The sequence below is a fragment of the Streptomyces sp. NPDC000878 genome, assembly GCF_053599695.1.
Genome location: NZ_JBSFMT010000103.1, coordinates 1 through 22829, shown reverse-complemented (window position 1 = coordinate 22829; position 22829 = coordinate 1). Strand labels below are relative to the sequence as shown.

Here is a 22829-nt window from a genome sequence, read left to right as displayed (position 1 = left end):
GTTCGATCACTGGAGGGCGCTGTGCGGCCGGAGGGCTACGACTACGACACCCACAGCCGGCTGGCCGGACCGCTCACCGAGGCACCGGTCAGAGCGCCGTACCGCGTGCGGTACACCTCGCTCCTCTCCCGTGAGCCGCGCCGAATACGCGCCGTCCTGCTCATGACCCTCGCGCCCCTGCTCACCGGCGCGCTGCTCGTCTACCTCGTCTGGCCCACCCACTGGGTGGAGCGCGAGGGCGGCGACGCGTGGATGGTCCATCTCGACATCGCGATGCTCGTCGCCATCGGGCTGATCGAGCTGTTCATGGTCGTCAACGTGGTGTCCATCGCCCACGCGACCATGGTCGCCCGCGACCCCGTGCCCGTCGTCCCCGAGTCCGGCACCCGCGTCGCCTTCCTCACCACGTACGTCCCGGGCAAGGAACCCCTCGCGATGGTCCGGGCCACCCTCGAAGGCGCGACCCGCGTCCACCACACCGGCCCGCTGGACGTGTGGCTGCTCGACGAGGGCGACGACGAACAGGCCAAGGCGCTCTGCGCGGAACTGGGCGTACGGCACTTCAGTCGGCACGGGGTCCCCGAGTGGAACCGGGCCAAGGGCGTCCACAAGGCCCGTACCAAGCACGGGAACTACAACGCGTGGATCGCCATGCACGGCGACGAGTACGACTTCTACGCGTCCGTCGACACCGACCATGTCCCGCTCCCCAACTTCCTGGAGCGGATGACGGGCTTCTTCCGCGATCCGGACGTCGCCTTCGTCGTCGGACCCCAGGTGTACGGGAACTACACCCACCCCGTCACCAAGGCGGCCGAGTCGCAGCAGTTCCTCTTCCACGCGCTCATCCAGCGCGCCGGGAACCGCTACCGCGCCCCCATGTTCGTCGGCACCAACAACGTCGTACGCATCGCGGCCGTCAAGCAGATCGGCGGGCTGTACGACTCCATCACCGAGGACATGGCCACCGGGTTCGAACTCCACCGCCGCCGCAATCCGAGGACCGGGCGGCACTGGCGGTCCGTCTACACGCCGGACGTGCTCGCCGTGGGCGAGGGGCCCGCGTCCTGGACCGACTTCTTCACCCAGCAGATGCGCTGGTCGCGCGGGACGTACGAGACGCTCTTCAAGCAGTACTGGAAGGCGCCCTTCACCATGCCCCCGGGCCGCCTCTTCTCGTACACGCTGATGCTCGTCTACTACCCGATGACCGCGGTCAACTGGTTCCTCGGCATGCTGAGCTGCTTCCTCTTCCTCTGGTTCGGGGCCTCCGGCACCCAGGTCGCGGCCTCCGTCTGGCTGATGCTCTACAGCGACGCCGCCGCCCTCCAGATCGGGCTGTACCTGTGGAACCGGCGGCACAACGTCTCGCCGCACGAGCCCGAGGGTTCTGGCGGGCTCGCCGGGATGGCGATGTCGGCGCTCTCCGCGCCGATCTACCTGAAGTCGTTCGGCGCGGCCCTGCTCCGTCGCCCGAGCCGGTTCGTCGTCACGCCCAAGGGCGGGGACGCCAGCCCCGACCGGCTGCTCACGTTCCGGGTCCACCTCTTCTGGGCCGCGCTCCTCGCCACCTCGCTCGTCGCCTCCGTCCGCCTCGGCCACACCCATGTGGCCATGCGCACCTGGGCCGTCCTCGCCATGGTGATCTCCCTGGCCCCGGTCGGGGTGTGGCTCGCCACGCGCAGCAAGGAGCGCAAGGAGAGCAAGGAGCCCGGCGAGAGCAGGGAGCGCGAGGAACCCGCGCTCGCGACCAGCACGGTCGCACCGGTCTCCAGCACCCCGACAGGAGGCAACTAGGCCATGGCCTACCAGCCGTCGAAGAAGACCAAGAAGACCGTCCTGGGCATCGGGGGCGTCGCCCTGCTCGCCGGTCTGAACGCGCCCGCCGTGCTCGACTTCGCCGGTGAGCGGTACCACGAGTACAAGATCGCCCAGCCCGGCTACAAGGCCAAGTACGGCTCCTGGAGCGCGATCGACATCCCGAAGGAGTTCCGCACCAACGCCATCCACGCGGCCCTGCTGCACACCGGCAAGGTGCTGATCGTCGCGGGCTCGGGCAACGAGCAGAAGAAGTTCGACAAGGGTTCGTTCGACACGGTCCTCTGGGACCCGAGGAACGACACCTTCAAGCGGATCGCCACCCCGGACGACTTCTTCTGCGCCGGACACGCCCAACTCCCCAGCGGACGGCTCCTGGTGGCCGGCGGCACCGCCCGCTACGAACTCCTCGACGGCGAGGTCGAGCGGGCCGGCGGCGGGATGCGCGTCAAGAACGAGAACCCCGACAAGCCGATCGTCCTGAAGAAGGGCACCCGGTTCCGCTCGCCCGCCGGGGTCGAGTACGTCAGCCGCTTCGACGTGACCGTCCCCAAGGCCAAGCGCACGCAGAAGATCACGTACAACGCGGCCGGGGTCATGCAGCCCTGGGTGACGAAGGTCGTCGCGAGCGAGGCGCGGGTCTTCGTCGAGGCGGCCGAGGCGGGACCCGTGTCGATCACCGCCAAGCAGGCCCAGTACGAGATCGTCGGCCTGAAGGGCAAGGACGCGGACAACGCGTACGGGCTCTCCGAGAAGATCACCATGGACAAGCAGGACTTCCAGGGGATCAGGGCGGCGTACGAGTTCGATCCGAAGGCCGAGAAGTACATCCCGGTCGACCCGATGGACAAGGCGCGCTGGTACCCGACGCTGGTCGGTCTCGACGACGGACGGGTGCTGGCCGTCTCCGGGCTCGACGACGTCGGGGCGATCGACCCCGGGGACAACGAGATCTACGACCCGAAGACCAAGAAGTGGACCCCGGGCCCCAAGCGCTACTTCCCCACCTACCCCGCGCTCTTCCTCACGAAGGGCGGCAAGCTGTTCTACCCGGCGTCCAACGCGGGATACGGTCCCGCGACGATGGGCCGGGCGCCGGGCCTGTGGGACCTGGAGAAGAACACCTTCGAGAAGGTGCCGGGCCTGACGGACGCAGACGAGACCGAGACTTCGGCCTCCGTGCTCCTGCCGCCCGCACAGGACCAGAAGGTGATGATCCTGGGCGGCGGAGGCGTCGGCGAGTCGAAGAAGGCGACGCGCCGCACGGCCGTCATCGACCTGAAGAAGGACAACCCGGCCTTCGAGGCCGGCCCCGACCTCCCCCAGGGCACCCGCTACCTCAACAGCGTCCTGATGCCGGACGACACCGTGTTCACGTCCAACGGCTCCGCCGACTACCGGGGCCGCAGCGCCAGCAACATCCTCAAGGCGCAGTTCTACGACCCCAAGGCGAACGCGTTCCGGGAGGCGGCCTCCCCGAAGGTGGGCCGCAACTACCACTCCGAGGCGCTGCTGCTGCCCGACGGCCGGGTCGCCACCTTCGGCTCCGACCCGCTCTACGACAACCAGCAGAACACCAAGCTCGGCCACTTCGAGCAGCGCATGGAGATCTTCACGCCGCCCGCGCTGCACAAGAACGGCAAGAGCCGTCCCGTACTGGGGGACGGCCCTCAGGAGACCGACAAGCTCGGCCGCGCGACTTTCGACACGGCCCACCCCGAACGAGTGTCGAAGGCCCGTCTGATGCGCCCCAGCGCGGTCACCCACACCACGGACGTCGAACAGCGCTCCATCGACCTCCCCCTCAGCAAGGACCGCACCTCGGTGACGGTCGACGTACCGAAGGACCGGACACTCGTCCCGCCCGGCTGGTACATGCTGTTCGTGACGGACGCGAAGGGAACGCCGTCGGAGGCGAAGTGGATCCAGGTGAGGTGAAGGAGCGTAACCGGCTTATCTCGTACGGGAGTTGCGGGCCAGCCCGAGTGCGTACTCCGGCCACCAGCGCCCGGCCGCCGGTCCGCCCCGGCACTCGCCGTCGGACTCGCCGGGCCGCTTGATCCAGAGGTAGGCGTCGAGGGCGGGCTCGCCGGTGCGGGTGGTCGGGCGGGTGCCGAGGGCGCGGCCGGGAGGGTTGCACCAGGCGTCGCTCCGGTCGCCGCGCAGGGGCCCGTTCCCGTTGCGGCTGCTGTCGACGACGAAGTGCTTGCCGTCGAGGGCACGGGAGAGCTGGACGCCGTACTTCCTGGTGGCCTTGTCCGTCTGGAAGTTGGAGACATTGAGCGCGAAACCGTCGGCGCGGGCGATCCCGGCCCGCCGCAACGGTTCGACGAGCTTGCGGGGCTCATCGATCCAGTCGGGATTGCCGGCGTCCAGATACACCTTGGTACGGCCCTGCCGCTTGAGCCGCGCGACGGCGTCACCGAGCAGCTGCTCCCGCTCGGCGTGGTACTCGCCGGGGGTGCAGCCGTCGACGACGTGCGCGACCGCGTCCGGTTCGAGGACGACCAGCGCCGGACTGTCCCCGAGGGCGTCGGCGAACCGCTCGACCCAGGCCCGGTAGGCGCCCGGGCCGCCGGCCCCGCCCGCGGAGTGCTGACCGCAGTCGCGGTGCGGAATGTTGTACGCCACGAAAAGGGTCGTACGCCCGTCCCGTGCCGCTGCTCGCGTGGCGGCCCGGATCACCGGCACCGGGTCGTCCCCGGCGGGCCACAGCGCGGCGGGCTGCTCGGCGATACGACGCAGCAACCGCGCCTCCTTCTCGCGCCCCTGCCGCTGCCAGAGCCGCACTTGCCGGGCGGCGGGGGAGGCCGGGTCGACCCAGAACACCTGAGTGCCGACAGCGGAAGCCTCTTTGGTGACCCCACTGACGACGGCCGCCTCACCCACCTCGGGCGCGGCCCCACACCCCGCCGAGAGCCCGAGCACCGCGAGAGCCGCGAACACCGCGAGGGTACGGATCGGCCGGGTCATGCTGCCCCCTTTGGGCAAGGTGACGGACGGTGGGTGAGGGTGATGATCAGTGATCAATCGTGGCACAAGGGGCAAGAGATGTAAGGGATGTAAGGGATGCATGGGGAAGGCGCATGCGTGAAATGTGGGGGAAAGGTGCGGGAGGTGTCCTAGGGCCCGCGGATCGGGCCCGAAGGGCGAGACGGGGCTGACCACGATATGACCGGCCGGTAAGGTCTGGTGCCGTGCCGAAGCCGCTCAGTCTCCCCTTCGATCCCATCGCCCGCGCCGACGAACTGTGGAAACGGCGCTGGGGAAACGTCCCGTCCATGGCCGCGATCACCTCGATCATGCGCGCACAGCAGATCCTGCTCGCGGAGGTCGACGCGGTGGTGAAGCCGTACGGTCTGACGTTCGCGCGGTACGAGGCGCTGGTGCTGCTCACCTTCTCCAAGGCCGGCGAGCTGCCGATGTCCAAGATCGGCGAGCGCCTGATGGTCCACCCGACGTCGGTCACGAACACCGTGGACCGCCTGGTGAAGTCGGGCCTGGTGGCCAGACGCCCCAACCCGAACGACGGCCGCGGCACCCTCGCAACGATCACTGACAAGGGCCGCGAAACGGTCGACGCGGCAACCCGCGACCTGATGGCGATGGACTTCGGCCTCGGCGCGTACGACGCGGAGGAGTGCGCGGAGATCTTCGCGATGCTGCGGCCGTTGCGGGTGGCGGCTAGCGATTTCGACGAGGAGTGAGGGTCGGGCCGCCAGGTCTGCCGGGCTTCACTTTCGAGTGTCACCGAAGGTGATTTGTTGGTTGATGCCCGACTTGGCTGCGTGAACCCGTCGTTTCCCGTGCGATCGTGTCCGTCGATCGTCATCCGGACGATCGGAATCCGGATCGATCCGGATCGTCGACAGCAGGGGAAACAGTCGTGTCGAACAGGTCAAGCAGGCCGAGCGGGTCGAGTGGGTCGAACATGCGGACCTTAGTCCGTGGTGCGCTGACCGCCGTCAGTGCGGCGGCGCTCACCGTCGCCGTGACGCTGGGTGCGGCGGGCGCGGCTCGGGCCAGCGCCACCGGGACCACCACGATCGGGAGTTTCAGCTACGACCTTCGTGGGGCCGGGATCAAGGTTCCCGTCGGCTGCTTCCTGACGCACACCATCAAGGGCTCGGGGAAGCGGATCACCAGCCAGTTCGCGGGGGTCGACTGCGTGGGCGTCGCGGCCACCTTCTCCCAGTTCTGCAACTGGAGAATCGACTTCACCTACGCGGACACGGACAACAGGACCTACCGGACCTCGCGCGGGGTGACGCACACGGAGTGCGAGCGGGACCCGCTGCGGCACAACGCGCCGCAGAAGCTGCCGAAGTACGGCAAGGCGTGTGCCAGGTTCCACGTCAACGGCAAGCTGCGTGCCACGCAGTGCCACTTCATCACGAAGTAGGCGCGAAGAAGCGGGCGCGGAGGTCTGCGCGGAGGTCTGTCAGACCGCGGCGGGCTTGGGAGCGGGAGCCTTCGCGATGAGCGGCTCCACCTCACGGGTCACCTTGCGTTCGACGAAGAACGCGGCGGTCGGGACGGTGCCGGCGAGCAGGACCCAGGCGAGGCGGCCCAGCGGCATCTTCGCCTTGGTGCCGAGGTCGAAGGCGAAGACCAGGTACAGGACGTACAGCCAGCCGTGGGCGATGCCGACGCCGGTGACGAAGGAGTCGAATCCGTCCAGGTGCAGCAGCCGCTTCCCGATCACGCCGACCGTCAGCAGGATCAGCAGGACGGCGGTGACGTAGGCCATCACGCGGTAGCGGGTCAGGACGCTCTTTTTCATGGCTTCGAGCGTAGCCGGTGCCCCGTGTCGGCCCGCACGGGGACCCCGGCCGCAAGGGCGTGCGGGAGTGTGGGCGTGACAGCGGACATGTACCTGGTCCCTTCGCCTCAGTCCCTCGGTGTGCAGATCAGCCAGCCATGGGGTGGTAGCTCGGCTTCGGTGGTGGTGAGGGTGCCGGTTCCTGCGGCCAGTTGCCAGTTCGTGGCGGGTAGGGCTGCCCGTGTCGGGTGGTCGGCGAGGCTCAGGGTGATCGCCAGGTGGTGGTCGGCGTGGGTGGCCGTGTAGGTGAGGGTTTCGTTGGTCAGGGCTGTCACCGTTGTGTGTGCCCGGGCCAGCCAGGGGTTGCGGCGGCGCAGGCCGATCAGGTGTTGGTGCAGGCGGTGGTGGTCCTCGCCGTAGGGTGCGAGGTCGGTGGGGTGGGCCGGGAAGGGTGGGCGGATCTCGTCGTCGCCTCCTTCTCGCTCCTCCTTGATGCCCCGGAACGCCTGCTCGTCGCCTGCGTAGATGGAGGGGACGCCGCCCGTTGTGAGGAGCACTACCAGGGCGTGTTCCAGGTGGCGGGTGTCGTCGAGTCTGCTGGCCAGGCGGGTCACGTCGTGGTTGCCGATGAACGTCTGGGGGGTGAACGTGTTCAGGAGTGAGTTGTGCCGGGTCAGGGCCCAGGCCAGTTCGTGGAAGTTGTGGTCGTTGAGCGAACTCCAGATCGCCTTCCACAGTTCGTACTGGGTGACTGAGTCCAGGCCGCCCTCCGTCACGTAACCCGTGTAGTCGCCGTGGATGACCTCGCCCGTCAGCCAGGCGTCCGGGTGTCGGTCCCGCACTCTTGACGTCACCGTTCGCCAGAACGGCAGCGGTACCGCGTAGGCCGCGTCCAGGCGCCAGCCCGCGATTCCCCGGTCCAGCCAGTGGATCAGGACCCGCGTGACGTAGTCGGCTACTTGTGGCGAGGCATGGTTCAGGGCTACCAGGTGTTCGTGGCCTTCGAAGACGCGTGCCCTGCCGTCCGGTTCGTGTGCTGCCAGTTCCGGCAGGGCGGGGAAGCCGCGTCCTACGTGGTGGAAGACACCGTCCAGGAGTACTCGTACGCCGCGTGCGTGGGCCTGCTCCAGCAAGTGCAGCAAATCGGCCTCCTTGCCCAGGCGGCTGTCGATGCGGAAGTGGTCGACGGTGTCGTAGCCGTGGGTCTCCGAGGCGAAGACGGGGCCCAGGGCCAGGCCGTTGCAGCCGAGGTCCACCAGGTAGTCCAGCCAGGGGGTCAGGCGGGCGAGTCGGGGGATCGAGGGAGCCGTTGGGGGCAGTGCCTCGCGTTCGGCGCCGGTGAACGAGAGCGGGTGGACGTGCCACCAGATGGAGTGTTCCGACCAGTGCATGTGGCTCCCGCCGAAATTTAGTAAGGGGTTGCGTGGTAAATCGAGTGGTGCCCTTTCAGTCGCTGTCCGCCATGCGGTCCATCAGGCGTCCTGCGAGGACGAGCACCTGGCGTTCTGTCTCCGTCAGTTCGGTCATCGCCGACGCCAGCCACGCGTCCCGTTCGGCCATCTCGTGGCGCAGGGCGTCCTTGCCGGCGGGGGTGAGGGACAGGATCGACTGGCGGCCGTCTCGGCTGTCGCGGGTGCGGGAGACCAGGCCGTCCGTCTCCAGTTCGGCGAAGACTCGGGTGAGGGACTGGGGTTGTTGGCGTTCTGTCTCTGCCAACTCGCCTGGGCTGGACGGGCCGTTGCGGTACAGGGTGCCCAGTACGCCGAGTTTGTTGTTGCTGAGCGTGCCCGGTGAGCGCACTGCTCGCAGGCGACGGGCCAGTCGCGTGACGCCCTGGCGGACTTCCGCTGCCGTGTCGGCGGTCGTGGTCGCGGCCTCGGTCTCCGTGGGTGCGGTCTCCATAGCCTTGAGAGTACGCTATCGCTTACTATCTCAGGCATGGTGAAGACCGTACCGGAAGAGTTGCGGAACTCGGTGGTCATCATGGCCGCCGTGCTCGCCAGCTACGGCTCGGCGCTGCTCCTCGAAGACGCCGCCCGTCTTCATGTCGACATCGTCATCCAGTCCGTCGCCCTCGCCTGGACCCTCGCCTGGACCCAGCGTGACGCCGATCTCGTCGACCGAGCCCTCGGTTTCCTGGTGCTGCCCGCCGTCGCGATGGCGGCGGCCTGGGCGGACCGGCTCATGTCCGATCACACCGTCGCCGGGGACGCCCTCTTCGCCGTCGCGGTCGCCGGGTCCCTCTGGATCCGCCGCTTCGGGCCGCGCGCCACCCGCGCGGGCACCCTCGCGGCCCTGCCCTTCGTCGCGACCCTGGTCGTCCAGGGGCCGATCGGCCTGTCGGCCGCCGCCCGCGACGGCCATGTCCTGTGGATGGGGCTCGTGGCGCTGATCGCCGCCTGCTGTGTCTTGGTTGTCCAAGTGGCCGCCGGTTACGCCGGGTTGGGCGAGCCGGTGCGGCTGCGGTACCCCACCGTCCCTACCGCCCCGCCTCGGCCGAGCGCGCCCGCCGGGAAGGGGTGGGCGCGGCTCCTGCCCAGTACGCGGATGGCGCTCCAGATGGGGATCGCGCTCGGTGTCGCGTTCCTGGTCGGGCATCTCGCGTATCCGGATCACTGGACCTGGGCCGTGCTGACCGCGTTCATCGTGTGCAGCGGCGCCCGTGGGCGGGGCGATGTGCTGTACAAGGGGGCCACGCGGACGTTCGGCGCCGCCTTCGGCACCGCTGCGGCCACCGGGATCGTCGGGCTGTTCGGGCCGCGGGACCCCTGGGCCATCGTCCTGCTCTTCACGGTGCTTGCCCTCGCCACCTGGCTCCGCCCGCTGAACTACACGTACTGGGCCGCCTGTATCACCGCCGCCTTCTCCCTCCTGTACGGCTACTTCGGCGAGGCCGATCTGGACATCCTGGGCCAGCGGCTGGAAGCCATCGCCGTCGGTGCCGTCATCGGCGTCGCGGCATCCTGGCTGATCGCCCCCGTGCGGACCGTCGACGTCGTACGCCGTCGGGTCGCCGATGCCCTGGCGGCACTGGCCGACATCCTGCGCACGCAAGCCGTACAGGACTCCGACTCCCTGGACGACTCCCTGGACGGCGAACTGCCGCGCCACCAGGCCCGGTTCGACGACGCCGTCGGACTCCTCGACCAGATCGCGCCGCCGCTGCGTACGCACCGGGCGCTCCTCGGGCGGGTTCGGGCGGGCGAGCCGTCACCGCATCTCGCGGACGCGGTCGACGCCGTACACGCGTGCGTCGAGCCGGTTCGTACGCTCACCGGGCAGGTGCGGCAGAGGGCCGGGGGCACCGATGTCGAGGCCGTGCTCGCCAATGTCGCCGTCGTCCGGCGTGGCATCGGACGGCTGCCAGGACCCGCGTACCAGCCGGCAGCGGTGCAGATGGGGGCCGTCAGGGAGATCGATGCCGCCCTCGGACGGATCGCCGAGGTGTTCCCGCCCGCCGCGAACGGCCAGGGCGCCGAGGTAGCCGGGCACAGGAGTGAGGGGGAGAAGTGACCACGGGCCCGGCGGCGCGAAGTCGGCCGGTACCGAGAGCAGGCCCTCGCCGCACGCCTTGATCAGGGCTTCCTTGCGCGTCCAGCAGCGGAAGAAGGCCTCCCGGTGTTCCTCGGCGGGCCGCTCCAGGACCCGTCGGCGCTCGGCGGGCGAGAAGAAGCAGCGGATCAGCTCGTACATGGTGTCCGGTACGCGTTCCGTGTACTCGACGTCGATCCCGACCGGTGCGTCAGCGACCGCTGCCAGCGCCAGACCGCGTGCGTGGGCGAGGTTGAAGTGCACCTCCGGCGCGTCCGCGAGGCGGGGCTTGCCGCGGGCGCCGTACACGAACTCCACCTCGTCCGGCGGGAGTTGGCACGCGCTGCCGAGCAGGGTGCGCAGCGCCCAGCGGCACACGGTGAAGCGGGAGCGGTCGACCGGCAGGCGCAGCCGGTCCGCGCGCTCCCGCTCCCGGGGCGACAGCACGGCCCGGCACGCTCGTACACGGTCGGCGGGCACGAAGAGCGGAACGGCCCAGACGCCGATCACTCCGGTCCGCCCGCGCCCGGCGCCACCTCGTCGAAGAAGGCCCGCAGATCGGCGGCGGCGCCGCTGAACGGCTCGTGGGTGTTCGGGTAGTCGTAGTACACGTGCCATGACAGCGGCTGCTCCCATGAGTGGAGCAGATCGCGTACGGACTCGCCCACCGCCAGTGGGACGATCCAGTCGAAGCGGCCCTGTCCGATCCACACGGGCAGATCGGCGTTGGCCGGTGACCGGGTGTCGGCCAGCGGCAACTCGCCGGTCAGGAAAGCGTCGTAGAGGATGAGGCCGCCGAGCCGCTCGGGGTGGCGCAGTGCCGTGATCAGGGCCATGGACGCGCCCTGGGAGAACCCCGCGAGCAGGACCCGCTTCGAACCGGTGAGCGCCGACTCCGCCAACACCAGCTTCCGCAGGGCGCGTTCGGTGGCGAGCAGGGTCGGCAGGTCCGCGTGCTTCAGCGCGAAGACCCGCTGCCGGAACCAGGCACGTGCGGGCACGCCCCCCGCCAGCCCGGGGGACTGGCGAGGGGCGCGCGGGAACACATGACGTACGCCGGCGTCGGGCGAGGCCAGACCGGACTGCTCCGCCACCGGGACCAGGGACCCGGAGTCCTGGCCCATGCCGTGCAGCCAGATCACGGTCGCGTACGGCCTGCCGGGCGGATCGATGACCTCGACTTCGAGTTCCACATCGGGTTCCACGTCAGTGCTCTGCGCCCGAGTGTTCCGCCCCCGCGTGCTCCGCTCCCGAAGTCGCCGGTGCGCGGCGGGGGTTGGGCGGTCGGCGGAACACCATCGAGGCGTACTGGCCGCCGAAACCGAACGAGTTCTTCAGTACGGTGTCCACCGGCCGCTCGACCGGGTGCAGCGAGGTCTTCACATCGCACTTCGGGTCCGGTTCGGTGCAGGTGACGACCGGCGGCACCACCCCACGGCACAGGGTCAGTGCCGCGACCGTCGACTCCACGACACCCGAGGCCGCGGAGCCGTGCCCCGTAAGGGACTTGACCGCGCAGACGTCGATCTCCTTCATACGCTTGCCGAAGACCCGGTGCAGCGCGCGGGCCTCCGTGATGTCGTTGAGCCGCGTCGACGTGCCGTGCGCGTTGACCGTGTCGATGTCGTCGGGGGAGACGCCCGCGTGCGCGAGCGCGCCCCGGACGACCCGCTCCACCGTGTCGATGCGCGGCGCGGTCACATGGCTGATGTCCACCGCGAGGCCCCAGCCGTCGATCACGGCGTGGACCGTGTCCACCCCGCGCCGTCGCGCGTGCTCCGCCGTCTCCAGGACGAGCGCCGCCGACGACTCGTTGATCACCATGCCGGAACGCCGGCTGTCGAACGGCATGGAGGCCTGCTCCGCCGCCCCCTTCCAGCGCGAGAGCGCCATCAACTGCCCGTACTGAGACAGGACATAGTGCGTGTTGCGGGACACGCTCGCCGCGACGACCGCGAGACCGATCCGTCCCGTACGCAGGAGCCGGGCGGCCTCCGCTATCGCGCGCAGCCCGCCCGCGCAGGTCGCCTCCAGGCCCATGGTGATCAGCGGGGTGCCGAGACGCTGTGCGAGGGAGTGGGGAAAGGTCGTCGCCTCGGAGGGGTCGGTGGCGGATCGTTCGGCGGCGGTTCGTTCGGTCCGCTCGGTTCGTTCGGCCCGCAGGCGTTCCAGTGTGGCCGCCCGGTCGTCGCCCAGCTCCTTGTAGCGTGCTGCCACCGTCTTCATGTACGCGACGTAGTCCTCCGGAAAGGTGCCGCTCGGCCCCGGCGACACCCGGGACCACAGCAGTCCGGCCGGGCGGTCCAGCGGGCCCTCGACCCGTGCGTCGCGCAACGCCTCGTCCACGGTCGCGTGCAGCAGCATGTCCACCCAGGAGCGGCCGGGTGCGCCCGCCCGCTCCTCGACGGACTTCTTGATCCCGTCGGGAATGATCCCGGCGACCCAGCCGCACGGCAGCTGCGACAGATCCATCCGCCGCTCGTACGACAGCCCGGACCGCCCGGTCAGATTGGCTTCCCAGAACGACTCCACCGAGCCCGCGTTGGGGGTGACGACCCCCATTCCGGTGATCACCACATCCTGGTCCTGCTTCTGATTCTGGTCCTGGTCCTGGTCCGTCATCGAACCCCCCTGGTGAGCATGGCCGCCCCCGCTGTCGTCGAGCGCGGGGTCGGGCCGAACGTGGTCACGAGCGCGCTGCCGGAGCCGGTGACGGGTCGCGGCGTCCCGTGCACGAAGTCGATGTCGCCGAGTGCCGGGTCGGGCTTGCGCAACAGGCCCACGGGTGGGACCAGTTGGCGGTCCAGGGCCTCGATCGCCAGCACTACGTCGATCAGCCCGGCGCACTCGAAGGTGTTGCCGATGGTGCCCTTGCTCGACGTGGTGGGTACGCCCGGCACGAACCGGCCGACCGTACGGCACTCGTCGGCGTCCGACGCCACCGAACCGGAGCCGTGGGCCCACCACAGATCCGGGCGCCGCCCGGCCTCCGCCAGTACGGCGGAGACCACTCCATCGAGCGCGCTCGTACGGTCGGACGCGCACAGCGTCTCGCAGGCCGCCACCTCCGCGAGGACCGTCGCGCCCCGCGCCCGGGCCGTGTCCGCGCGCTCCACCATGAGGGCCGCCGCGCCCTCGCCGAGCAGGACGCCGGCCCGGTCCAGATCGAAGGGCCCGTCGCCCGCGCCCGCCCGGACGCCGATCGCCTCCTCACTGTCGAGGGCCGCCAACACGGCTGCGGACAGCGGTGGTTGGACCCCCACGACCAGGACGCGGTCCAGCTCGCCGTCGTGCAGCAGACGCATCGCCGCCGACAGCGTCCCCAGGCCGCTCGCGCCCGACTCCCCGTACATCGCGACGTTGGAGCCGAGGAAACCCGCCGCCATACAGACGAACTGGCCTATCTGGGAAGGGATTCCGCGCAGATACGTGTAGTCGGGCACCTCGTCGTAGAGCAGCTTCGCCAGCGGCCTCGGGTCGGTCTCGGCCTTGACCGCCAACTTGGGGATGACCTCGTTCAGTTCGTCGCCGCCACCCATGCCCGTCGCCACGACCGTGCCGCAGCGCACCGCCTCCTCGGCGCTCGCCGCACCCCCCGACGCGGCGACGGCGAGACGGGCGGCGGCGACCGCCGCGTGGGCGGTGCTGCTCGCGTACTTCTGGTTGTTGGCCCAGGTGTCGCCCTCGGGCCAGGGGATCTCGGACAGCCGCAGGTCGGCCAGCGGCCACGGCAGCCACGCGTTCCCGGGCCGGTCGGCGAACAGGGTGGTCCCGGACAGCATGGCGTCCAGGACGGGGCCCGGGCCCGTACCGGCGGCGGTGATCACTCCGGTACCGGTGATGACGATACCGCTCGTATCGCTCCCAGCCCGCGTATCCCTCGTATCGCTCATGAGGGCACCGGGCCGGGCTGCTGCTGTGCCTGCTGGTCCTGGCGTGCCCGGGGGTCGCGGCGGGCGCCGAGGTTGCCCCACAGCTGGTAGCCGCCGTCCACGGTGATCGTCTGTCCGGCGATCCAGCTCGCCTCGTCGAGGCAGAGCATGGCCACGACGTCGGCGCTGTTCTCCGGCGTGGTCATCTGCCCGTCCCGCCAGGGGGTGACGGCCATCTCGTGCAGCACACCGCCCGCGAAGTCGGGCCGTACGTTGAACACGTCGGTCTGCACCAGGCCGGGGCGTACGCAGTTGGCCACGATGCCGTACGGCGCCAGCTCGTACGAGAGATAGTTCGTGAGGTTCTCCAGGGCGGCCTTGGCGGCGCCGAAGAGGCCGGCGCGCGGCACGATCCGCTGGGTCGTGGAGTTGGTGATGGTGATGAAGCGGGCGCCGGGGCGGTCCCGCATCAGGGGGATGGCGTGCTTGGCCAGCAGCCAGGTGGCGCGGGCGTTGGTGTCCTGGACGAACTGCCACTGCTCGGGCGTCGCGTCCTCCAGGGCGATGAACTTCGTGGCCGCGGCGTTCTGCACGAGGATGTTCAGGTCGCCGTGGACGGACCCGACCTCCTCCAGGAGCCTCGCGACGGCGGCCGTCTCGCCGAGGTCCGCCTGGTGCAGGCTGACCTTCGTGCCCTGTTCCTCCAGTTCGGCCGCGAGCCTGCGCGCCGGGCCGGCCCGGTCGACGTAGTTGACGGCCAGGGTGCAGCCCCAGGCGGCCAGTTTGCGGCTGATACCCGCGCCGATGCCCCGGGAGCCGCCGGTCACCAGCGCGACCCGGTCCTTCAGCGGACGGCATTCCTCGAAACTCACGAAGAGACCCCTTTCCGACGTTGCCCGGCCTTCGCCCTGGTGCGTTCCTCGACTCGTGTGTCGCGCCACGAACGCCGCATGAACACGACGCTCAGCCGTCCTATCGCGTACACCCGGTCGTCTTCCGTGTGCACGCGTCGCACGGATTTCACGAGCCCGCACCGGTCGTCGATCAATTCGCTGTGCTCGGTCTCGGTGGTGAACCAGAACGGGGTGTCCGGATACAGCGGGCGGACGTAGTCCCAATTCATGGAGCGCAGACCGAGGACCGCGCCGGCGCCGCCGTGCTGCACGACCCAGCCGGAGGTGATTGCGTGGATGAATCCGCCGGGAATGATGCGCTGGCGCCGGTCGACCGACTCGGCGAAGGCACCGCTGTCGTGGATCGGGTGCTTTTCGCCGAGCAGGTTCAGCAATTGGTCGAGCAGATCACTGCTGAAGACGACCGGTCCGTGGCGGCGCGGGGTGGCCTCTTTCAGGTCCTCCCAGTACATGAGGCGCCGAGTGGCGGGCGGTGCGTCACCGGCGGCCTCGGATGCTGTTTCCGTCATTTCTCCCCGCTTCTTCAGGCGCTGCTCTTCGAGCCGCGCGCACGCATGGCCTGACGGCCGCCGTCGACGGTGAAGGTCTGTCCCTGGATGTAGTCGGCCTCGTCGCCCGCCAGAAATGCGACGAGTCCCGCGATGTCCTCCGGCACACCCCAGCCCGCCCCTTCGGGGCCGACTCCCAGCCGGCCGGCCAGGTCCGCCGTCATATCGGTGCGGATTGCGCCGGGGGCCACGGTGTTGACGCGGATCCCCTTGTGGCCCACTTCGGCGGCGAGGCCGCGGGTCAGTGCCTCCAGGCCGCCTTTCGACGCGGCGTAGGAGGTCTGTCCGGGGCCGGGCTGACGTACCGAATTGGACGAGATGTTGATGATCCGGCCCCAGGACCGTTCGAGCATGAGGGGGACGACGGCCCGGCACATCAGGAAGGGGCCGCCGAGGTTGACCCGGATCACGTGGTCCCACTGTGCCGTCCTGGTCAGCGCCAACAGGCGGTCGTCGATGACGCCCGCGTTGTTGACCAGGACGTCCACGCCGCCCTCCTGCTCGGCCACGGTGTCCACGAGCCCGCGTACCTGCGCCTCGTCGGACACGTCGGCCCGGTGGGCGAAGACGTGGCGGCCGGCCGCGGTGAGCTCCTTGGTGACGCGCTCCGCCGCGTCCTCGGCGTCGCGGTAGACGAGATGGACGGAGTGCCCGTCGCTCGCGAGCCGCCGGCAGATCGCGGCGCCGATTCCGCGCGATCCGCCGGTCACCAGCGCGACGCGTCGGCGCTCCTGCTGTCCGCCCGGGTCCGCGCTCACACGGTCGCCGTTTCGAGATGCCGGAGAATCGACCCGACCGACCTGTGGTGGGCGTCGGAGTCGCTTTCCCATTCCTCCAGGTCGAACGTTCCGCCGAAGTCGCGGTTCACCTTCCGGGAAAGCTGCAATATGTCGAGCGAGTCGAGCCCGAGGTCTTCCACGACGGAATGCTCGGCGGTGATCTGCGTGCTGTTCAGGCTCGGCTTCACATCCCGAATCAGTGCGACCAGGGCATCGAATTTCTCGACAGCGGAATCTGCCATTCTGGGCCTCCACTCATGTGTGGCTTCACGTGTGACTTCATGTGTCGCCGATGTGCGAATCGGTGCGGTCCTGGGACATGCCAGCAGACTGTGCGAGATCGCCGCAAGTACTTACCTGTGCCTCGATGCCGGACAGAATGTTCCCCAGAATTTACGGTCCTGCCCCTTCGGGCCTCGCAAGCTGTGCGAACCCGTGCTTCGGATGCCGTGAGTCGATTCCTGCGGCTGGATTGTTTCCTCTGGTTTCCGGACAAGGTTGAATCAACCATCACGAGTTCTGGACCAATGGCTTCCCCACCCGCCATCCTTCCGTTTGGTGTCCGGGGGGACCGGACCGCTGTCATTGAATTTCGATCATTTACGGAAGAGAACAGAAGAGAACGTCAGAGAACGGGAGACGGGCGAAGACCGAACCGGAGGCGTCGAGGAGGGGAATGTGATGGGACGTCGAAAAGCGGATCTGACGGAGTCGGCCCCGTACTTCGAGCTGGCACGGTGGCTGCGGTCGCTGCGGGAGCGTTCCGGGCTCACCTATCGCGAGATGGCCGACCGCGTGGGGCGGCCGGGCTGTTCCGCGGTAACCCTTTCGCGGGCCGACAGCGGGAGCGTGCTGCCCAAGTGCGCTGTCGTGGAGGCGTACGCGGCGGTGTGCGGGGCGGCGGAGCACGAGGCGCGGAGCAGGTGGGAGAAGAGCGCGACGTCGCCCGGAGGGCGGGACCGCGGCACGGCGCCGCTGCTGTCGGCGCCGCGTCGGGGCCGGGGCCGGCGCCTCGAACTGGTCTATGAACCCGCGCATTTGCTGGAGGCGATGCACCGCCTGCGACACGACGCCGGCCACCCGTCCCTGCGCGAACTGCAGGACCGGGCCAGGGGCTCGGGCTTCGGCCCCCTGCCCCGCAGCACCCTCGCGGACGTACTGGCAGGCCTGCGCCTCCCGTCGGAGCCCTTACTGATCTCCTACGCCCTGGCCTGCGGCCAGCCCCGCCACCGAATCCACGCCTGGCGCGCCGCTTGGGGACGGGCCAGGCGAGGGGATACGGAGCAGCGGGTGGTGGGGGCGCGGTTGGCGGGGTGAGGTCAAGGCGCCCGTGTGGTCGTCGGGTTCGCCGTCTGGGTCGTCGCGTTCAGGCCGCCCAGGAGGAGCGTCGTGAAGCGTTGGACCCACGACTCGTCCACCTGTCCCGCGCTCACCAGGGTGCGGTGGACGACCGAGCCCGCCACCACGTCGAAGATCAGGTCCGCGTTGCGGGCCGCCGTCTCCGGGTCCGGTTCCGGGGGGAGTTCGCCCCGGGCCTGGGCGCGGGCGCGGCCCTCCAGGACCAGGCGTTTCTGGCGGTTGACGATCGAGTCGCGGATGCGTTCGTGCAGCGCGTCGTCGACCGTCGACTCGGCCAGTACGGCCATCAGCCCGCTCTTGGCCTCCGGGCGGGCCAGGATCGTCGCGAACTGCAGCACCACGCCCTCGATGTCGGCGGCGAGGCTACCGCGGTCGGGCAGCTCCAGCTCGTCGAACAGCTCCGCGACCGCGTCCACCACCAGCTCGTTCTTCCCCGCCCACCGGCGGTAGAGCGTCGTCTTGGCGACCCCCGCCCGCATCGCCACATCGCCCAGCGTCAGCCCGGACCAGCCCAGTTCGACCAGCGCGGCCCGGGTCGCCGCCAGGATCGCGGTGTCCGCGGCGACGCTGCGGGGGCGTCCCGTACGGCCGACGGGGGTACGACTCTGCATGGCATGACCATAACCGGCGGTTTCCGTCCCACGAGGTCGTCGCGAGGTCGTGAGGGAGATCACTGGGGAACGCTTCACAGGGGCCTGCCGCTGCCGTTACGCTACGACCCGTAGCGAAAGCGGTGTTCGCCGACCACGGCCGCTTTTCGGTACGCCTTTCACTACGCTTTTCACATGTGCGCGCGGGACGGGGGAGGATAGACGCATGCAGCCACGGAACATGTCCATGAGCGGAGTCGTCGACCTCGCCGCGGTGAAGGCGGCCCAGGAGGCCAAGTCGAAGGCGGAGCAGGCGCGCGCCGAAGCCGCCCGCCAGGGTGGGGGAGGGGCCGTCTCGCCGGCCGACCTCGTCATCGACGTCGATGAGGCCGGGTTCGAACTCGATGTCCTGCAGCGGTCCACCGAGGTGCCCGTCGTCATCGACTTCTGGGCCGAGTGGTGCGAGCCGTGCAAGCAGCTGAGCCCGGTCCTCGAGCGGCTGGCCGTCGAGTACAACGGGCGCTTCGTCCTCGCCAAGATCGACGTCGACGCCAACCAGATGCTGATGCAGCAGTTCGGGATCCAGGGGATTCCGGCCGTCTTCGCCGTCGTCGCCGGGCAGGCCCTGCCCCTCTTCCAGGGCGCCGCAGGTGAGGTCCAGATCCGGCAGACCCTCGACCAGCTGGTCCAGGTCGCCGAGCAGCGCTTCGGTCTGACCGGCCTCACCGTCGACGCCGACGTCGACCCCGGTGACCGACAGGCCCCCGCCCCCCAGGCCGTCCCGGCCGGACCGTACGACGCGCTGCTCGAAGCCGCCGTACAGGCCCTGGACGCGGGGGACTTGGGCGGTGCGGTGCAGGCGTACAAGAACGTACTGAGTGACGACCCCGGCAACTCGGAGGCCAAACTCGGGCTCGTGCAGGCCGAGTTGCTCCAGCGGGTGCAGGATCTCGACCCGCAGCAGGTGCGCAAGGACGCCGCCGAGAAGCCGGGGGACCCGGCCGCGCAGATCGCCGCGGCCGACCTGGATCTGGTGGGCGGCCATGTCGAGGACGCGTTCGGGCGGCTCATCGAGACGGTCGGGCGTACGGCGGGCGACGACCGGGATGCCGTACGGCTGCGGCTGCTGGAGCTGTTCGAGGTCGTCGGCGCGGACGACCCCCGGGTCGCGGCGGCCCGGCGGGCGCTGGCGCGTGCGTTGTTCTGACCGGTCGGACGGGCGAGTGTCGGGCGCGTGCCCGATCAGTGGTCTGACCTGTCGCTAAACATCGCGACGGGTGTTGCCCGCGTGAAGGATTTGCCGATCGAGTGCCAATGCGGTCGCGCTTTACCAAATCTTGGTAATCGCGGCCGCTGTTACTTGGAGTAAGTCGAAGGCGTCGCACTGTCGGGTTTGGGGCGGGAAGCGGGCGGTTTGTCACCCCCGTGAGGGCCACCCAGCGTTGTCGAGCAATACCCATGGGTCGCTGCTCGGTTATCTGCCCGTTACTAGCCAGTAACGAACCCCCTTGTGCGGGCGGCGAGAATGCACCACGATCGGCGACGCTCGGTCCTATCCCGTACCCCGACAGCCAGTCGGGCGAACGGGAGTTGTTGGGTCCCCACCGAGCAGAGTCGGCGGCAGTGGCGCCGGCTCTCGGGCAGGGGGGTCTTCGCCTTCCGGTGGAGCCTGTCCGGCAAGGTTGTGCGTGATGTGTGTCAGGCGCGACCAGTGGTTGTCGCTCGGGGGTGATCGCCGGTGATTCGGGCGCTGTTCGCGCCGTCGAGCGCGGGCGCTCTCCTTACCGAGGACGTAGCACTTCTCCCATCCCTGCCCGGCTGAGCCGCCGTCATGGGGCAGTCAGGGCCAGGAGATGTACGTCCGAGAAGGAGGAAATATGGAGTCCCAAGTGCGTGGCGGGACCAGATGGAAGCGGTTCGCTGTGGTGATGGTGCCCAGCGTTGCCGCCACAGCATGTATAGGTGTCGCCCTCGCGCAGGGTGCTCTCGCCGCTTCGTTCAGTGTGTCCGGTCAGTCCTTCAAGGTGAAGGCGGCCCTGCTCGAAGGTAAGGGTTTCTCGCAGTACGGCGCGGTCGACGTGGGCCCCGGTGGGTCGATCAAGCCCGTCGCGGTCTCGGCGTTCGACTCGGCCGACATCACCAACATGTGCCAGTCCGTGGTCACGCCGAACATCCCGGTTCTGGGTTCGGTCACTCTCCGGCTGGAAGCCGGCGGGGGCGGGACCCCGGTCAAGGCCGAGAACCTGTACATCGATGTCCAGGACCTCAAGGCCGATGCGGTGTTCAGCAACATCGACATCGGCGTGGCCGCCGGTTCCATCACCAAGGGACCGAAGGTCAAGCAGCAGGAGCTCGACGAGGGGCGGGCCAGCAAGTTCGGCTTCGCCCAGCAGGCCGACGAGGCGACGCTCAAGGGCGTGGAGCAGACGGCGTGGGCCACCACTGCCGGAACCTTCAAGCTCAGTGGTCTCTCGATGAAGCTGTCGAAGGGCACCGACGCCGAGTGCTTCTAGGCACTCAGTGACGGGCGGGGCCCGATGGTGCCCCGCCCGTTCGCTCTCTCACACCCGCAACAACACTCATCACGGCAACACCGCTCCAGGGAGCTGTTTTCCATGAACGCCGAGTCGCCCGCGCAGGACGAGCACTATCTTCGCGTCTTCAAGCGGAAGTTCCGCGACTGGCGGGGCGCCCGTCCGTTCTGGGCAGGGCTGCTGGTCCTCCTCGGCGGCTTCCCGATCATGTACTTCCCGTACTTCGACCTCAAAATCGGCAGTCTGACGATGGCGATGTCGACGACGGCCGGCGCCGGGTCGCTGATCATCGGTGTGCTGCTCGTCGTACTCGGAATCAGCCTCTGGTTCCAGAAGCACGTACGGACCTTCGCCGGCACCGCCGCGATCCTGCTGGCCCTGGTGTCCCTCCCGGTCTCCAACTTCGGCGGGTTCCTCATGGGCTTCCTGCTGGCGATGATCGGCGGCGCGCTGGCCATCGCCTGGGCGCCGGGTGAGCCGGAGTCGAAGTACGGAGAGCCCGCGGGCAACGGTACGAATGCCGCCCCCGCCGCTGCGGCTCCCACGTCCCCTGTCGCGGCCGAGGCCGCCGACGGCGCGGACCTGGACCCGGTGGCGGAGCCGAGCGGACTGAACTTGAGCAAGTCGGACGAGCCGAACGATCTGTCAGGAACGAGCCCGGTGAACGGGGCGAACGGGAGGCACAGTGCCGGCTGACGAGGTGACCCACGGGACCGATGCGGACGGGTCCCGCGGGAGAACCGGGCCGCGGCACGCGGCCCCCAGGAAGCCGCTGTTCACCAGGTTCCATATGCCGGCCGGGAAGGCGATAGCCCTGGCGGCGATGCCGACCGCGGTGCTCATGGGCATGGGGTTCACGCCGACGCTCGCCAACGCCGACGACCAGCCGACGACGAACAGCCAGAAGGCCGAAGAGTACAAGGACTGCGTCGCGGCGATGGAGGACGACGCCTCGGCGTCGGCCACCCCGTCGGAGACCTCCTCGGAGAGTTCGTCCGACGAGACGACGGCGACTCCGGCGGCCTCCGCCACGGACTCCGAGTCGGGTGACGACTCGGCCTCGGGCGACTCTTCGTCGGATTCAGGTTCCGACGACGAGGCCACGCCGACTCCGACGCCCTCCGCGAGCAGGACGACGTCCAGCGGCAACACCGGCGGCGACAGCGACACGGCCACGCCCACCCCCTCGGCGAGCGCGAGCGCCACCGAGGAGAGCGGCGGCCTGCTGGAGACCATCGGCGACGCGATCACGGGCATCTTCACGGGTGGCACGGACTCGTCGAGCGACACGTCGTCCACGGAGTCGACGGAGACCACCGAGTCGGCCGACACCACCGCGAGCGCCACGCCGACGCCGACCGCGTCGCCCGCGGCGAGCACGGAGACGGACTCCGACGACAGCAAGGACACGACGACCGACTCCACCACGGTCAAGGACTCGACCGCCAAGGTCACCGAGGTCCTCAAGGACACCGTCGAGGACACGACCAAGGCGGCCGAGGACACCACCGAGGCCGCAGAGGAGACGGCCGACGAGGCCACCGCCTCCCCGACCCCCTCGGCGAGCGCGACAACCGACGTGGACGACTGCCCGGTCGCCACGGAGGACCTCGGCGGAGTCGACAACACCATCCGGCTGCCCGACGACCCGTGGACCCTGGAGGCCAGTTCGCTGCTGCTCAAGGGCGCGGACTACCAGGGCATCGTCAAGGTGCGCACCGCCGACGGCACGGTCAAGGAAGTCCTGAAGTACGTGATCTCCGACGGCACGGACATCGGCGACCTGCACCAGCTGGTCAGCGACGACACCTCGGGCAAGACCTACCACGTGCAGGCGGCCAAGGGCTCGACGTCCACGATCGACAACGGCAAGACGATCATGTACACGGAGAGCATCTCCGGCAACCTGTTCGGCCTGATCCCGGTGACGTTCAGCCCGAAGAGCCCGCCGCCCCTGAACATCCCCCTGATCTACTTCACGAACGTGAAGGTCATCCAGGCGGGCCAGTTCGGCGGCACGCTGACGGTGCCCGGCCTGCACCAGTACACGAGCTGAGTGCACACACCCCGTTCGGGAGCCGCACCGAGGACTGTGGCCCGGCCTGCCGCTGTTGGCGGGGCC

General features: G+C 69.4%; 22 protein-coding genes and 1 pseudogene. 10 read left to right on the top strand and 13 right to left on the bottom strand.

The genetic code is table 11. From position 1 onward, the window contains the following. Positions 1-21 precede the first annotated feature (21 nt). Positions 22-1797 carry a glycosyltransferase family 2 protein gene (locus ACWDR4_RS45845; protein ID WP_450417612.1) on the top strand — a complete coding sequence of 592 codons (1776 nt, stop codon included), beginning with the start codon at positions 22-24 and terminating at the stop codon, positions 1795-1797. 3 nt (positions 1798-1800) lie between these two features. Further along, positions 1801-3756 (top strand): galactose oxidase-like domain-containing protein, encoded by a 1956-nt coding sequence (locus tag ACWDR4_RS45840; RefSeq protein ID WP_450417610.1) that lies wholly within the window; start codon positions 1801-1803, stop codon positions 3754-3756. 15 nt (positions 3757-3771) lie between these two features. Here ACWDR4_RS45840 and ACWDR4_RS45835 read toward each other — a convergent pair whose 3' ends face one another. Then, on the bottom strand, positions 3772-4791 hold the full coding sequence (locus ACWDR4_RS45835; RefSeq protein WP_450417608.1) for a glycoside hydrolase family 6 protein: 1020 nt from the start codon (positions 4789-4791) through the stop codon (positions 3772-3774). Positions 4792-5015: 224 nt separating this feature from the next. On the opposite strand from ACWDR4_RS45835, the gene ACWDR4_RS45830 reads away from it, so the two are divergent. Beyond that, positions 5016-5525 carry a MarR family winged helix-turn-helix transcriptional regulator gene (locus ACWDR4_RS45830; RefSeq protein ID WP_450417607.1) on the top strand — a complete coding sequence of 170 codons (510 nt, stop codon included), beginning with the start codon at positions 5016-5018 and terminating at the stop codon, positions 5523-5525. 224 nt (positions 5526-5749) lie between these two features. After that, positions 5750-6220, top strand: coding sequence for a hypothetical protein (locus ACWDR4_RS45825; RefSeq protein WP_450417606.1), 471 nt, complete (start codon positions 5750-5752; stop codon positions 6218-6220). A 39-nt stretch (positions 6221-6259) separates the two neighbouring features. Here the strand turns inward: ACWDR4_RS45825 and ACWDR4_RS45820 are convergent, their stop codons facing one another. From ACWDR4_RS45820 to ACWDR4_RS45810, 3 genes are all read right to left on the bottom strand, one after another. Further along, positions 6260-6601, bottom strand: coding sequence for a DUF3817 domain-containing protein (locus tag ACWDR4_RS45820; RefSeq protein WP_450417604.1), 342 nt, complete (start codon positions 6599-6601; stop codon positions 6260-6262). Positions 6602-6708: 107 nt separating this feature from the next. After that, positions 6709-7971, bottom strand: coding sequence for an alpha-amylase family protein (locus ACWDR4_RS45815; RefSeq protein WP_450417602.1), 1263 nt, complete (start codon positions 7969-7971; stop codon positions 6709-6711). Positions 7972-8026: 55 nt separating this feature from the next. Next, complete coding sequence (locus tag ACWDR4_RS45810; RefSeq protein WP_450417601.1) at positions 8027-8482, bottom strand: MarR family winged helix-turn-helix transcriptional regulator; 456 nt, start codon at positions 8480-8482, stop codon at positions 8027-8029. Positions 8483-8518: 36 nt separating this feature from the next. On the opposite strand from ACWDR4_RS45810, the gene ACWDR4_RS45805 reads away from it, so the two are divergent. After that, positions 8519-10093, top strand: coding sequence for an FUSC family protein (locus tag ACWDR4_RS45805; protein ID WP_450417599.1), 1575 nt, complete (start codon positions 8519-8521; stop codon positions 10091-10093). A 45-nt stretch (positions 10094-10138) separates the two neighbouring features. Here the strand turns inward: ACWDR4_RS45805 and ACWDR4_RS45800 are convergent. The 8 genes and pseudogenes from ACWDR4_RS45800 to ACWDR4_RS45765 form a co-directional block, all read right to left on the bottom strand. Next, a pseudogene (locus tag ACWDR4_RS45800) lies at positions 10139-10729 on the bottom strand (4'-phosphopantetheinyl transferase family protein); the annotation flags it as partial. After that, complete coding sequence (locus ACWDR4_RS45795) at positions 10618-11316, bottom strand: alpha/beta hydrolase (protein ID WP_450417597.1); 699 nt, start codon at positions 11314-11316, stop codon at positions 10618-10620. The pseudogene ACWDR4_RS45800 and the gene ACWDR4_RS45795, both read right to left, overlap by 112 nt. Position 11317: 1 nt before the next feature. Further along, positions 11318-12733 (bottom strand): beta-ketoacyl-[acyl-carrier-protein] synthase family protein, encoded by a 1416-nt coding sequence (locus tag ACWDR4_RS45790; protein WP_450417595.1) that lies wholly within the window; start codon positions 12731-12733, stop codon positions 11318-11320. Further along, complete coding sequence (locus ACWDR4_RS45785; protein ID WP_450417593.1) at positions 12730-14004, bottom strand: beta-ketoacyl synthase N-terminal-like domain-containing protein; 1275 nt, start codon at positions 14002-14004, stop codon at positions 12730-12732. Before ACWDR4_RS45785 ends, ACWDR4_RS45790 begins: the two co-directional genes overlap by 4 nt. Beyond that, positions 14001-14855 (bottom strand): SDR family NAD(P)-dependent oxidoreductase, encoded by an 855-nt coding sequence (locus ACWDR4_RS45780; protein ID WP_450417592.1) that lies wholly within the window; start codon positions 14853-14855, stop codon positions 14001-14003. The genes ACWDR4_RS45785 and ACWDR4_RS45780 overlap by 4 nt, the downstream gene beginning before the upstream one ends. Next, positions 14852-15349 carry a hypothetical protein gene (locus ACWDR4_RS45775; RefSeq protein WP_450417590.1) on the bottom strand — a complete coding sequence of 166 codons (498 nt, stop codon included), beginning with the start codon at positions 15347-15349 and terminating at the stop codon, positions 14852-14854. Before ACWDR4_RS45775 ends, ACWDR4_RS45780 begins: the two co-directional genes overlap by 4 nt. 71 nt (positions 15350-15420) lie before the next feature. Then, entirely contained in the window at positions 15421-16203 is a 783-nt protein-coding gene (locus ACWDR4_RS45770; RefSeq protein WP_450417589.1) for an SDR family NAD(P)-dependent oxidoreductase, read from the bottom strand. After that, complete coding sequence (locus ACWDR4_RS45765) at positions 16200-16466, bottom strand: acyl carrier protein (protein WP_450417588.1); 267 nt, start codon at positions 16464-16466, stop codon at positions 16200-16202. The genes ACWDR4_RS45770 and ACWDR4_RS45765 overlap by 4 nt, the downstream gene beginning before the upstream one ends. Positions 16467-16905: 439 nt before the next feature. Between ACWDR4_RS45765 and ACWDR4_RS45760 the strand changes: the two genes are divergently transcribed. Continuing rightward, a complete protein-coding gene (locus ACWDR4_RS45760) occupies positions 16906-17541 on the top strand; it encodes a helix-turn-helix domain-containing protein (RefSeq protein ID WP_450417586.1) in 636 nt (211 codons plus the stop codon). 2 nt (positions 17542-17543) lie between these two features. Here ACWDR4_RS45760 and ACWDR4_RS45755 read toward each other — a convergent pair whose 3' ends face one another. After that, positions 17544-18194: a TetR/AcrR family transcriptional regulator gene (locus ACWDR4_RS45755; RefSeq protein ID WP_450417584.1), complete on the bottom strand. Its 651-nt coding sequence runs from the start codon at positions 18192-18194 to the stop codon at positions 17544-17546. Between the two features lie 205 nt (positions 18195-18399). Here ACWDR4_RS45755 and ACWDR4_RS45750 point away from each other — a divergent pair, with 205 nt between their 5' ends. From ACWDR4_RS45750 to ACWDR4_RS45735, 4 genes are all read left to right on the top strand, one after another. Continuing rightward, positions 18400-19380 (top strand): tetratricopeptide repeat protein, encoded by a 981-nt coding sequence (locus ACWDR4_RS45750; RefSeq protein ID WP_450417583.1) that lies wholly within the window; start codon positions 18400-18402, stop codon positions 19378-19380. A gap of 670 nt (positions 19381-20050) precedes the next feature. Then, positions 20051-20686 carry a DUF6230 family protein gene (locus tag ACWDR4_RS45745; protein ID WP_450417582.1) on the top strand — a complete coding sequence of 212 codons (636 nt, stop codon included), beginning with the start codon at positions 20051-20053 and terminating at the stop codon, positions 20684-20686. 102 nt (positions 20687-20788) lie between these two features. Beyond that, positions 20789-21403, top strand: a complete 615-nt coding sequence (locus ACWDR4_RS45740) for a DUF6114 domain-containing protein (RefSeq protein ID WP_450417580.1) — start codon at positions 20789-20791, stop codon at positions 21401-21403. Beyond that, a complete protein-coding gene (locus ACWDR4_RS45735; protein ID WP_450417579.1) occupies positions 21393-22763 on the top strand; it encodes a hypothetical protein in 1371 nt (456 codons plus the stop codon). The genes ACWDR4_RS45740 and ACWDR4_RS45735 overlap by 11 nt, the downstream gene beginning before the upstream one ends. The last annotated feature ends 66 nt before the right edge of the window (positions 22764-22829 follow it).